This is a genomic window from Anaerovibrio sp. (assembly GCF_024697385.1).
In the GTDB taxonomy this organism is placed as follows: domain Bacteria; phylum Bacillota; class Negativicutes; order Selenomonadales; family Selenomonadaceae; genus Anaerovibrio.
This window is the reverse complement of the sequence record NZ_JAILFV010000038.1, coordinates 1-13,072: the sequence shown is the minus strand read 5'-3', so window position 1 is coordinate 13,072 and position 13,072 is coordinate 1. Positions and strand designations below refer to the sequence as shown.

The window sequence follows — 13,072 nt, the reverse complement described above, 5'->3', positions numbered from 1 at the left end:
TCCCCACGACAATCCACATAAAGGCATACTCACCTACAAAGGATATGACACGCATAAAGGGAGTAAGCCATTCAGCAACTATATTGTGTTGAACAGCAAATATTATCATATGGTCACAATTAACAATCCAGTCCATTATATACTCCTCAAAATAAAATTCCTTTTTATTAAAGCACAAACGCACTGAAAATATCAACCTGATTTTAAAAAAATAGCTTAAAATATAAATATATCACACAAAAATCCCCCCTCCTTTATGGTCATCTATCGGCCACAATTAAAATAATGCAAACAAAAAAGTGACCTATACAGATCACTTTTTCATGCAATATCAAATTTAATCAATCAGAACCTTCTGCCACCTGCCTGGCATCTGTATACATCACCGGTCACTGCATCTACATTCAGGTTATATTTTACATTTCCGGATTCACAGAGCACATGGTATACAGGATGAAAACCTGGTCTCTCTACCTTATTATTTTCCTCCTGGGCTGTTTGACCTTCTGCCAGCTTCTGAACAGAAGCTTCAGGCATTGCTGCCACATTATCCCTGTTCATGATATTTCTCCTTTGAGGTCTGTCATTGGATGGAGTTTCACCCTGAAAACGCTGTCCAAAAGGTCTGCCTGAAAAGTCTTCCCCCTGTCTGTAGCCATTATTATAACAACCATAACCATCTCTTGGTCCTCTGCGCCTGTCATCATCACAATATCCATCCCTATTGCCTTCACCACAATATGGTCCATGGCCATAACCTCTGCCGTGACCATGCCGCGGTACAAACATTCCATCAGAGCCGTCTGTGAGGAATACCTCATCAAAGGAAATATTACTTTCATCAACACCCATGGTCTCAGCAGCAATAGAACGAACCTGGGCTTTGTCAATCAGCTCAACATTATTCTTTTCTGCCTGGGTCTCAACTATTCTTGTTTTTGCTTCAGCCACCCGATGAAAATCAGCTATTCGCTGATTGTGATTGTACCAGCTAAAACCACCTGCAGCTACGGCACATACCAAAAGACCTGCACCGATTTTCTTAAAATTCAGCTTAGATAAAAAACTGCCTGAAGCTGCGTTTACATTGTTTACATTATCCTTGTTATCCATAAAAAATTCCTCCTTAATTGCGTCAGTGTTTATTGCTCCTCTTGAGTACAATGAAAGTATATTATTTAAAATTAAACATTCTATAAACTGGATATTAACCTTTTCAAAAAAATACTTTCCATGTTTTTATACTTTTGTAAGATTAATAGGTTATAATGTATAAAAATCGAAATACTGAAAGAAGGCTTGCCTATGCGAATACGGGATTTTTCAGTACGCAAACGGTTATTTATTGCAAATTTTATGATGGTCTTTATCCCCTTTTGTGTGTTACTTATAATCGGCAGCAGCTTTATTTTAGGAATGCGCCTAATGGGTGGCTCAGACCAGGATAAGGTGAGCTCAATATGGCCGGAAAAGGGGCCTGCTCCTTCCATACAATTTGCCATCAGCTCTCTAAAAGTAAATATTGAGCACAAATCAGAACAATATGGCCGAGGTATGGGAAGGCATCACAGACGAATGATGATGCAGGGACCTCCTGACATGAATCTAGAAAAAGACCTGAATGTCCTGGAACAGCAGGGCATACAAAGTGTGGTTACCCAGGATGGCAATATAATCTATGTTTCTCCTGGTGCGGATTCCAATACATTAATGAATACAGTAAACCAATACAGCAACAATGCACCCATAATGCTTTGGGATGATGATATGTTCGTTTTCAGCTATCAGTCAACTGATAAAAGGACCAACATATATTCATACGGCAAAACGCCTTTCCTCACCAGAGGTGAACCCCCTGAACCAAATCCATACCGTGACTGGGATGACATTATTCTCATAGTGATTATAGTTTCCATAATATTTATTATAGTATTAGGATTGTATATTTCCAGATTGCTTTCCCGTCAAATTCTCGAACCTCTTTCTGCCCTTAGGGAAGCTTCTGCGGAAATAAGGCGTGGCAACCTTGACAAACCCATAAGCATAGAGGCACAGGATGAATTTGGAGATGCCTGCCGGGATTTTGAAGAGATGCGGATAGAATTAAAAGAAGCCCGTCGTCAGCAGGAAAAATACGAACAAAACCGCAAGGAACTAATTGCCGGTATATCCCATGATCTTTCCACCCCACTTACAGCCCTAAAAGGGTATGCCAGCGGTATTCTTGATGGAATCGCCAACACCCCGGAAAAACAGCGTCACTATGTTGAAATGATTCTCCAGGGGGCCTCAACCATGGAAAAACTGGTATCAAGCCTTTTCCTATTTTCCAAGCTGGACCTGGGCAGGATTCCATTTAACATGGAAACAGTGGCATTGTGTGACTATTTTACAGATTTTTACAATGAGCAGCAACCTTTTTTGGCTGAAAAAAATTTATATCTCTCCCTTGAACTGGCATTGCCTGATGATGACCACGGATTAGTGTATATCGACAGGATGCAATTTCAGCGCATAATCGACAATCTGCTGACCAATAGCATTAAGTACGCAAAGGATAATTCCGTAAAAGTCAGAATATGCCTTTCCCACCAGGAACAGAATCTGCGCATTGAGTTCAGGGACAATGGACAGGGCGTTGATACTGAAGATTTGCCAAAGCTGTTTGACAGCTTTTATCGGACCGATCCTGCCCGAAGCAATGTATCAAAGGGAAGCGGTCTGGGACTTGCCATTACAAAACAGCTTATTCTTGGCATGAAGGGACAAATATGGGCCGAGAACAATTCTGACGGTGGACTCACCATAATCATCCTGCTCCCAAGGATTAACACCACCACAAAGGAGGCAACACCATGAAAAAAATACTTATTATAGAGGATGATAGCAGTATCTCAGAACTGGAAAGGGATTATCTGGAGGCCAGTGATTTTGATGTTACCATTGAAGGCAACGGTGCTATAGGACTTGAAAAAGCCTTAAACGAAGCCTTTGATTTACTGGTTCTTGATGTGATGCTGCCCGGAAAGGATGGTTTTCAGATATGCCGTGAAATCCGACAAGCAAAAGAAATCCCCATCCTTATGGTTTCAGCCCGTCATGAAGATATAGATAAAATCCGTGCCCTCGGTCTGGGAGCAGATGACTATATTATCAAGCCATTCAGCCCCAGTGAACTGGTTGCCAGAGTAAAAGCCCATCTCGCAAGATATGAGCGTCTCACAAACACTGCTCCAGCTACCAAGATAAAATCCATTCAGGCAGGTGAGCTTGAAATCCAGCCTGAAACTCACAGAGTATTTCGCAGTGGCAAGGAACTCATCCTCACCAACAAGGAATTTGAATTACTGCTTTTCTTTGCAGAAAATCCCGGCATTGTATTCAGCAAGGACAGGCTTTTTGACCAGCTATGGGGCCTTGATGCCATGGGTGATACAGCTACAGTTATGGTCCATATAAATCGTCTCCGTGAAAAGATTGAACCTGTACCGTCTGAACCTAAGTACATTGAAACAGTCTGGGGAGCCGGCTATCGTTTTTCCGGAAAATAGCTTGATACCAATGTCTTTATTTTTGACTTTCACCCTCTCCCCCTGCTGCCTCCACTAAAAACAACATCCATAAAAACCGGATTCCCTCCGGCAAAGCAAAAGCGGTTATGCTGCACTGACATACAGGCTGCATAACCGCTTTTTAAAGTAAAAATCCAGCTTATTTGTTATTCACATTATTTACTACAATCCCGCTAAGGGCGAATAATGCCAGGGCATTTGGAATGACCATCAGATTGTTGAACATGTCCGTAAGCTCCCATACCAGATCATTGGAAAGACAGGAACCAAGGAAAACAAAGATGATGGCAATCAGGGAAAACACCTTTACTGCTGCCTTGCCAAAGAGATACTCAACATTGATTTTGGCAAAGAGATTCCAGCTGAGAATTGTAGAAAAGGCAAAGAAAAGAAGACTGACAGCAATAAATGCACTGCCGATACCTGCTCCAAAGAGACTGCCAAAAGCCAGCTGGGCCATATTTGTCTTGGAAACACCCTCAACCGCACCATGAGCCAAAATACCATCACCGGTATACAGTGTGGTAATAACTACCAAGGCAGTCATGGTCAATACCACAAAGGTATCTACAAATACACCTACCATGGCAACAACACCCTGATCATGAGGCTTCTTTACATTTGCCAGTGCATGGGCATGTGGTGTGGAACCCATACCTGCCTCATTGGAGAACAGGCCGCGCTTTACACCCTGACTGATAGCAGTCTTTATGGCAATACCCCAGCTTCCGCCGATGATAGCTTCAGGATTAAAGGCATAAAAGAAAATTAATGATATAGCTTCAGGTACACGCTGATAATTGGCCAACAAGATTATTAAACCACCCAACAGATAGAAAATAGCCATGATTGGCACCAGCTTCTCCGTAATCTTTGCAATACGGGTTGTGCCGCCAATAAATACGAAGCCTGCCAAAAGGGCGATGATAAAACCTACACTCCAGGCAGGAATACCAAAAGCGGCACTGCTTGTTTCACCTATGGAATTGGATTGTACCATACAGCCCATAAAGCCCAAGGCAAGCGTAATTGCCACAGCAAAGAATACGGCCAGGACCTTGCCAAAATATCCCGGAAAAGCACGATGAATATAATAAACCGGGCCACCAAGGATAGTACCATCTTCCTTGACTAAACGTGTTTCCTGTGCCAATACTGCCTCGGCATAATTTGTAGCCATACCAAAGAAGGCAATGATCCACATCCAAAAAATTGCCCCTGGACCACCTGTGAGGATTGCACCGGAAGCACCTACAACATTACCTGTACCAACCTGGGCTGCCACAGCAGTGGCCAATGCCTGGAAGGAACTCATCCCCCCCTGGCTGGTTTCACCATGAAGTGAAAAGTTGCCGAAAAACCTTCTGAAGCCCTCACCTATACAGCGAATCTGCACAAAGCGTGTCCGCAGTGTATAGAACAGCCCCAGTCCAATTAACAGAAAACACAGTATGTAATCTGATAAATAAGTATTAACCATCTGTACCATTGATAATAAGTCCATTAGTCTAGCCTCCAAAAATAAAAAGAGTATCATCCGAAGACGATACTCCAAATCACGACAAAACAAAAACATATACTGAACTTAACTATCAGTACACACATTGCCACTGTCTTTTTGCCTGAGAGATTCGGCATAAATGCCTTGCACCTTCGGCACCCAACTCAATGGGATTCTCCAGAGTATCCTCCATCACCAGTCTGATATTTCATTCTGATGACTTCCTCGGATTGATGTATACAATACGGCTAATATACTATAGTTTAATGTTCATGTCAAGTGTATATTTGTATTTTTGTAATAAAAATTAAACCTAATTAATAAATACTGTTAAAAAGCTTAGGCATTTCTATATGATTGTATTGCATCATACATCCTGTCCATTCCTTTTTTCAGGACAGACTGAGGCATGGCCAAGTTCAGACGGATATAGCCCCTGGCATTGCCAACAAATAAATCATCCCCGCCTTCCAGAAGCACTCCTGCCTTATAGGCAAAGAACTCTGACATATTATCAATACCAGGCAGACATTTCCCCATATCAACCCACGCCAGATAAGTAGCCTCAGGAATCTTGAACACAGCCTCCGGCAGCTTTTCATCAAGGAACTTTTTCACATAGTCAAAATTACCGTCAAGGTATTGCTTTAACTCACCCAGCCATTCGCCACAGGAATCATATGCCGCCTTGTGGGCAGCAATTGACAATGGATTCAGCATGCCGGCATTTTTGTCCCGGGCATTAAAATCACCCCTGAGCCTTTCATCCCTGATAATTATATTTGAAAACATCAGACCGGCCATATTAAAGGTCTTGCTGGCTGACATACAGGTAATCAGCTTTTTGTAATCAGGCATTACCTTTCCCATAGGAATATGCTTTATTCCACTGCGCAGGATATCGCAATGAATTTCATCTGAAATGATCCAAAGGTCATTTTTCCTTACAATATCCGCCACCTGTTTTAATTCAGCCTCACTCCAGACACGACCTGAAGGATTGTGGGGATTACACCACAGCAGAAGCTTCACCTGGGGATCGGCAGCCATTTTCTCAAGATTGTCAAAATCAATCTTAAAATCATTATTTTCCTTAAACAGCGGAGCATCCAAAAACTGCACTTTATTGTATTCAGCCGCATGCTTGAAATAACCATATGCCGGAGTATTTATGATGAGCTTTTCATCCTTGGCTACCAGGAGCTCCAGCAGCTGATACAGGGCAGGAATTACACCGGTGGAAAATGCCAGCTCCTCCTTGGGAAATCCCCAGTCATACATTTTTCTGCACCAAGCTGAAAATGAATTATAATAATCATCATTAAACATCATGGTATAACCAAATATCCTGCGGTCCAGACGATTTTTCACAGCATCAATGATTGGCTGTGGAGTGGCAAACTCCATATCCGCCACCCACATTCTGACAAACTCATCATCCTTATATGGAAATTTCTTTTCCGGACCGGCATGGAAAATATATCCCCTGAAGCCATCCGTATTAAGGGCATTGGTATTAGTCCTGTCCACAATCTCATCAAAATTAAATTTCATACTATATCCCCCCTAATTATCATAATCATTAATGAATTACAATTGTGGAAATTATTTCTGGACCATTTCCTTTAAATCCACAAATGTCATGTTTTCTGCAGGGATTTTCATACGACAGCAGATATTGTACTTGTATTCATCATCAATTTCAGGATGGGAAAAGAAAAATCCCGGCACTACATTTGCCCCACCAAAAAAAAGCTGTTCCATGCTGGTCTGCGTCGCCTTTGCATAGCTCTCCAGGCGTGTCCAGCCGTCAACAGTCATATTATGCTGATCAAGGTATTCAGCCTGTTCCTTGGTATTTTTTTCTACATCACAGCCAATCTCACAGCCAAAGGGGCCATCAGCAACTGACAGGGCACACATTGCCCTGTCTTCGGAATAAGCCAGACTGAAATCCATTTCCGGGTGATCCTCAAAAAAAGGTTTACCATGCTTATTGTATTTTAAAATCATATCATCGGCCCTGAAACCGGCGGCCCTAAGGGCATGACTCAACAATACACTGGCTGCCAGGGCAGATCTTTTATCTTCAACCGACTCTTTCGAATCTATAACCTTCCGTCTATATACCGGTACCTGAGAATAAAGGACATCAAACAACCCATCATCCTTCAGCAATGCCGAGTCAGCTATATAGACACGGGCATCAATGTTCAATACTTTATCTGACATTACAAAAGGCCTCTTCCTATCTGGTTCTCTTCTTTATATAGCAGAAAAGAGTATTATTAGTTTCACCATAACCATCCGACGGCACCAGCTCCATCTTTACCGCCCTATATCTTCCATTAATTTTCCGTTTATAGGAAAAACTATAACATTTCTTCCCTGACGCAAAAAATTCACGAATAACCTGATGATTAAATCCGTTAATGAATTTATCCACATCATCGGGATGAATGTAACCACTGCGTACATATGATTCTACCAAGTCAGAAGCCTTTGGAGGCCGCTTTAGGTCTTCACCCATTTTTTCATCCATATGAACTATCTGGTAGCTGTCATCAAGGACATTAACCTTAATGACCTTATAGTACATGACACCCAAGGCATCCCTGGCACTGTTCATGCCACGACGGTCTACCCCCTTTTGGGAATAATATTCCTCCTTGCTTTTGTACATCTTTTTATCTGCCAATTTTGCCATTTCATAGATAGTTTTTCCATGACATTCTTCCTTGGTAACATATCCATAGGAAATAGATATTTTGTCAACAAGAGACCCGTGCCATTCCTTGACAAGATGCTCCAGGTGATTGATTAATCCTGACCTGTTTTCAGGAGAAACATATATAATGGCCGCATATTCATCTCCACCCAGCCTAAATATTTTGCCGTGCTGCTTAAAGGCGTTCCGAAGGCAATCTGCCACTCCGCACAAAAGCTCATCACCGGCTGCATGACCCAGGGTATCATTAACCACCTTCAGTCCATTCACATCAATTGAAAACAGCACCAGATTATTTGGAATACCCCCATTTACATACTCCAACAGATTTTCATTAAACATTTTTCTGTTATAAAGCTTTGTCAGCTCATCAACATATGAATTGTAAATCAGCTGGTTCTCCCGTTCTTTTTCATAGGAAATATCCCTTAAGGCAAAAATAACCTGTGTAAAATTGCCTGTATCACTTACTTCTACTGGGAAAAAAACTGATTCCAGCCAACCGGTATACGGCCCCTCAAAGGACTTGGTAATAAATTTTTTCCCCTTCAGCCTCTTTTTGAGAGTCGTGAAATCGGTAAATTCATTTACCTCCTTTGTATACTCCGGCTTGACCAATAGTCTGCACATGTCCCTGATAGCTATGTGTATATTGCCAACTTCTCCCATGATATCATGCACATAGTCGGAATCACAGTACACTTCCCTATATACTTCACTTTCCAGGTCACAATAATATATATACTTATAAAATTGCGACATGGAATGTATTATTTTCAGCTTATATTCCAGGTCCTCTGCCTGTTTTTGGGCAGAATACAAGGATTTGGTCAGGGAATGAAGCCGCATTTTTTCAATATCGGTAACATCGGTGCACATTACAGTAGCCAAAACATGTCCTGTAATATCATCCCGCTCAAGAATATACATCAGCCTGTAATGTCTTCCATTATCCGGCTTGTAAAAACTGGACTCAACATAGTTCTGCCCTTCCGCAAAGGCAGTCAGTAATCCATCGCAGGTAATGTTTTTTATGGACATTCCCACCATAAACATAATATCTGCATACCCACACTCCACAAAGCGATTAATCACTTCATCAAAGCTGCATGGTACCTGCAGGCCAAACTGCTTCATATAGTTATTGCCGAATTTATCAACAATATCATCTTTTACAACCCTGGTAGAAACATCAAATTTAAAATAAAACAATGCCTCGTTTATGAAAGTATCCATTAACTGCTTGACTAAATTCATAAAACCGGTCCTTTCAAAAATTTAAAAACCATCATCTACGTTCATATTCTAGCTATTATGCTTTTTTCCTGCATCTATAAAAAAGAAATACAACTATAACTCGGTGTAAGATGTCCCCTTCCTCTATAGGTGGGGGACAAGCTTTAACAGGTGGTGAGCATATCTCCCACCTCGTTGAAACGCTAATTGGAAGATTTTCTTTTTAAAAGAAAAATTTGAACAATGGCGTTATAATTCATTTTCCGACCTATGAACTAAAAATCAGATAAAGTCATCCCCTGAAGCAGGATTATCTTCTCTCAAAGCATGCACAGGATTTACTGTAATAAAAATCCGGAAAAAATCCATGTATTGGCCTGGCCAGCTTGGATTTTCCCCGGCATCACATATCAATTAAATTGCTCCATTAACAATAAAGTTGCACAGAACCCTCTCTGCTGCCAATCTCAGGCAGCTGCCTTTTCAGCCTCTTTTTGAATGCTCACCGTCAGCCCCTCTGGCTTTTTCCCACTTAGCTATAAGCAACAGCTTTTTTGCACGGGTCAGCCGTTTAATATGCCATTCACGGCTCATAGCAGCATTTTTATCGTCACATTCCTCAAGATAAACCAGTTCCACAGGAGTCCTTCCCCTGGTATACTTACTGGCCTTGCCACTGTTATGAGCCGCCAGACGGTGCTTAATATCTGTTGTATATCCTGTATAGAGGGTATCATCCGCACATCTTACAATATACGCAAAGGCTTTCATTTATTCAGCAGCCTTGATTTTCACACTGTTCATTACCACATCATGCAGTGGACGGTCCTGGGCCCCTGTCTTGACATGGCCTATTTCCCTGACTACCTCCATTCCCTTTACAACCTTGCCAAATACAGCATGATGTCCATCAAGCCATGGCGTTTCAGCCAAGGTAATAAAGAACTGGGAGCCACCTGTATTAGGACCGGCATTGGCCATGGAAAGAATTCCTTCACTGTTGTGACGGAGATCCTTGTGGAACTCATCCTTTATGGTATACCCAGGGCCACCCATGCCGGTACCGGTTGGATCGCCACCCTGAATCATAAAGCCATCAATAATACGATGGAAAATAATACCATCATAAAAGCCATCCTCAGCCAGCTTTATAAAATTGCCGGTGGTAACAGGTGCCTTGTCCTCAAAAAGCTCCACCTCAAAGGTTCCCATGTTGGTATCAAATACTGCAATACGATTTGCCATCTTGTCATTCTCTCCTTTTGTCTTGTCTGATGCCATACAACCACTGGTCATAACCACAACCAGCAGCATGGCAAAAATTAATATTTTTTTCATAATTTGCCTCCTCACAGGACAATATTATTTTTTATCTAAAACTGCAAAGCCATAGTCCAGCATGCTTACAGCTTCAGAAAACCTGCTCTCCATGGAATCAGAATGGAGAAGTATCACCAGGACCTCCCTGTCCTGGCGTTTGGCCGCCGCAGCCAGGCAACCACCGGCCGCTCTGGTCCATCCTGTTTTTATACCTGTACAACCCTCATAATCATACACCAATTCATTGGTATTTTCGCAAAAAAGCTGCTCACCCTCAGGATATATGCTGTTGACATACAGGCTCTGTGATGACACAATCCTTCTGAAAAGGTCCTTGTGCATGGCATAGCGGGCAATTTTTGCCATATCCCTGGCAGTTGTATAGTGGTTCAAATCCGAAAGGCCATGAGGATTTACAAAATGAGTATTCATGGCACCTATACTCAATGCCTTTTTATTCATCATCTCAGCGAAATTTCGTTCGCTGCCTCCAACAGCTTCAGCCAAGGCCGCTGCGGCGACATTATCGGAAATCAGCATCATCTGTGTTAGCAAATCAAACTGACGCACCACCTGTCCGGTATATGCATAGGACCCATAGGGGGTATTGCCGGCGGTGTGGCTTATAGTGACCTCCCTGTCATTATTGTTATCCTCCAACACCATGACAGCAGTCATTATCTTGGTCAAGCTGGCAGGATACTCCCGTTTGTCAGGATTTTTTTCATATAATACCTTTCCCGTATTATTGTCAATTAACATAACGGCATCTGCCGTTACCCTTGGAATAGTATTTTTTGCCTCTGTGACACCCAAAAAAGCTGTAAGGCAGGCAAATATACATACCAGGGTCAAAACACTCCGTTTAATCTCAAAAACCTCTTTTCTGCATACCACAACTCCTATCAGGAGGGCAGCATGCCATAATTAAACCTCTTCTCAGGCTTTTTTTCAGCCTCATTATCACCCATAATAAGCAATACATCATCATCCTCAGGATCAAGGGAAGTATATGTCCAGCTTAGAAGATAGTATTTCTCAGTCTCAAGTTCAAGCATCATTTTATTTTTCCTGTTTGCAGGATTGTAAAAAATATAATAAATGCTTCCATTCAGCTGCTTATGCTCTGCGTTTCCAAAAGCCTTGGTAATACCACTCCTGGTAGCTCCGTAGGTCACATTATGAGGCCCTATGTAATGCTTGCTTTTGCAGAACATCTCCACCACCTTTTTGTCGGAAGCAGAAACATATATTTTCTGATCAGCAGAATAAGTATATCTGATAACAGGAACCCCACGATGAAACATTTCCGTGTCAAAATCAGGCTCCCCCAGTATTGCTTTCATCTGTTCCACACTATCACCAAGGTGAAGTCCCTTAAAGGAAAAATCCTCAGGCTGGGCTGCAAGAGCCACAGTGGAAAATATCATTATCAGCATTGAGAGCAAAGCCGTTGCTCCAAGCCTCAGCTTCATCATAAACAGCACCTCATTTCACCAAGGATGTACCCTTATCCACAACCATATCTACCCATTCCTCATGAAAGCCGGTATCCATCAGTACCTCCTCAACACTGGATAAACGATGTTGTTCCAGGAACATCCGGACCTTTTCCTGCTCCACCTTTTGCCTGATATAAAAATCCTCACCGACAGTATCATCAGCCGGGAAGGCAACTGTATATTCATGGTATTCCTTATCAGACATTGATTCAGGAAGGCTTGATGAATGGGCCGCCCAGACTTCCCAGGCAGGAGTCTGTTTTTCGAGCAAGGAAAGAGCTTCGGACACAAGCGGTTCAATCTGATTTCTGTATTCACCCAAAGCCTTCTCAATCTCATCTGTATCCTGAAGAATAACAGCGCATATAAGATTTCTGAGCTGTTCATGGGTAGACAGGTCAAATTTCAGCAAATCCCCGGATTCCTTGATTCCTTCCAGCCAATTCGACAGGGCATCTGTCATCAGCTTCTTGCCCTTGGCAGCCATAAGCTCATCACACATATGCAGCCTGTGGCACAGATTATAAATTTTCTGGCCGGCATCCTCAGAAGACATCAGATGCTTTTCGGCACATTTACTGCACATGGCAATGGTATGATATGTAAACTCCTTTTCAGCAAGCTCACTATTGGCAGGAAAATCAATACCTAGTTCATCATAAATTCCCTTTTGAGCCTCAATACGGCTTTTGGAAAAGTAAGTTATACCATCATTATCATTTTTGAACCTGACAGTGAACCTTTCACCGCACTTTGGACAATGATACATTTTATCAACCAATCTGACTCCAACATACATGGCATCATTAGGCTTAAAAAATCCATATGGCATATCCTCAATAAAAGCATAATTATAAACCCGTAATAGGTTATCGGTAATTCTTGTCATATCAATATCCGGCATTACTACACCTCTACTGTAAAATTTACTTAATCATTATAACGCCATTGTTCAAATTTTTCTACTTTAGAAGAAAAATCTTCCAATTAGCGTTTCAACGAGCTGGGAGATATGCTCGCCAGCTGTTGTAGTTTGTTTTCCCCCACCTAAAGAGGAAGGGGACATCTTAAAGCTCGTTATAACGCCATTATACAAATTTTGCCACAGGCAAAATCTTTACAAAGAGGTTTGAAGCAGAAGATATTGAATATAAATAATTGGAAGTCATTTTCTGACTGCCATAAATTTTTAATATACTATTTTCTGTATCTA

Annotated in this window: 12 protein-coding genes and 1 riboswitch; of the genes, 2 read left to right on the top strand and 10 right to left on the bottom strand. The window is 41.8% G+C overall.

The window, feature by feature from the left end; all coding sequences use genetic code 11:
* Nucleotides 1-345: 345 nt before the first annotated feature.
* A complete protein-coding gene (locus K6C05_RS02085) occupies nucleotides 346-1,113 on the bottom strand; it encodes a hypothetical protein (protein ID WP_296730750.1) in 768 nt (255 codons plus the stop codon).
* Nucleotides 1,114-1,380: 267 nt separating this feature from the next.
* Here K6C05_RS02085 and K6C05_RS02080 point away from each other — a divergent pair, with 267 nt between their 5' ends.
* Nucleotides 1,381-2,859 carry a HAMP domain-containing sensor histidine kinase gene (locus K6C05_RS02080; RefSeq protein WP_296730748.1) on the top strand — a complete coding sequence of 493 codons (1,479 nt, stop codon included), beginning with the start codon at nucleotides 1,381-1,383 and terminating at the stop codon, nucleotides 2,857-2,859.
* Nucleotides 2,856-3,551, top strand: a complete 696-nt coding sequence (locus tag K6C05_RS02075; protein ID WP_296730746.1) for a response regulator transcription factor — start codon at nucleotides 2,856-2,858, stop codon at nucleotides 3,549-3,551. The genes K6C05_RS02080 and K6C05_RS02075 overlap by 4 nt, the downstream gene beginning before the upstream one ends.
* A 160-nt stretch (nucleotides 3,552-3,711) precedes the next feature.
* Here the strand turns inward: K6C05_RS02075 and K6C05_RS02070 are convergent, their stop codons facing one another.
* The 9 genes from K6C05_RS02070 to K6C05_RS02030 form a co-directional block, all read right to left on the bottom strand.
* Nucleotides 3,712-5,076 (bottom strand): sodium:alanine symporter family protein, encoded by a 1,365-nt coding sequence (locus K6C05_RS02070; protein WP_296730744.1) that lies wholly within the window; start codon nucleotides 5,074-5,076, stop codon nucleotides 3,712-3,714.
* A 96-nt stretch (nucleotides 5,077-5,172) separates the two neighbouring features.
* A riboswitch (glycine riboswitch) is annotated at nucleotides 5,173-5,264 on the bottom strand.
* A 148-nt stretch (nucleotides 5,265-5,412) separates the two neighbouring features.
* Nucleotides 5,413-6,627, bottom strand: coding sequence for an aminotransferase class I/II-fold pyridoxal phosphate-dependent enzyme (locus K6C05_RS02065; protein ID WP_296730743.1), 1,215 nt, complete (start codon nucleotides 6,625-6,627; stop codon nucleotides 5,413-5,415).
* 51 nt (nucleotides 6,628-6,678) lie between these two features.
* The gene (locus K6C05_RS02060; RefSeq protein ID WP_296730741.1) at nucleotides 6,679-7,305 is read right to left on the bottom strand and encodes a hypothetical protein; all 627 of its coding nucleotides are present in this window, start codon (nucleotides 7,303-7,305) and stop codon (nucleotides 6,679-6,681) included.
* Between the two features lie 16 nt (nucleotides 7,306-7,321).
* A complete protein-coding gene (locus K6C05_RS02055; RefSeq protein WP_296730740.1) occupies nucleotides 7,322-9,037 on the bottom strand; it encodes a GGDEF domain-containing protein in 1,716 nt (571 codons plus the stop codon).
* 483 nt (nucleotides 9,038-9,520) lie between these two features.
* Nucleotides 9,521-9,808 (bottom strand): GIY-YIG nuclease family protein, encoded by a 288-nt coding sequence (locus tag K6C05_RS02050; RefSeq protein WP_296730739.1) that lies wholly within the window; start codon nucleotides 9,806-9,808, stop codon nucleotides 9,521-9,523.
* A complete protein-coding gene (locus tag K6C05_RS02045; RefSeq protein ID WP_296730738.1) occupies nucleotides 9,809-10,375 on the bottom strand; it encodes a peptidylprolyl isomerase in 567 nt (188 codons plus the stop codon).
* Between the two features lie 24 nt (nucleotides 10,376-10,399).
* Nucleotides 10,400-11,254, bottom strand: a complete 855-nt coding sequence (locus K6C05_RS02040) for a D-alanyl-D-alanine carboxypeptidase family protein (RefSeq protein WP_296730736.1) — start codon at nucleotides 11,252-11,254, stop codon at nucleotides 10,400-10,402.
* 8 nt (nucleotides 11,255-11,262) lie between these two features.
* A complete protein-coding gene (locus tag K6C05_RS02035) occupies nucleotides 11,263-11,835 on the bottom strand; it encodes a hypothetical protein (protein ID WP_296730734.1) in 573 nt (190 codons plus the stop codon).
* Nucleotides 11,836-11,845: 10 nt separating this feature from the next.
* Nucleotides 11,846-12,763 (bottom strand): hypothetical protein, encoded by a 918-nt coding sequence (locus tag K6C05_RS02030; protein WP_296730733.1) that lies wholly within the window; start codon nucleotides 12,761-12,763, stop codon nucleotides 11,846-11,848.
* Nucleotides 12,764-13,072: the final 309 nt, after the last annotated feature.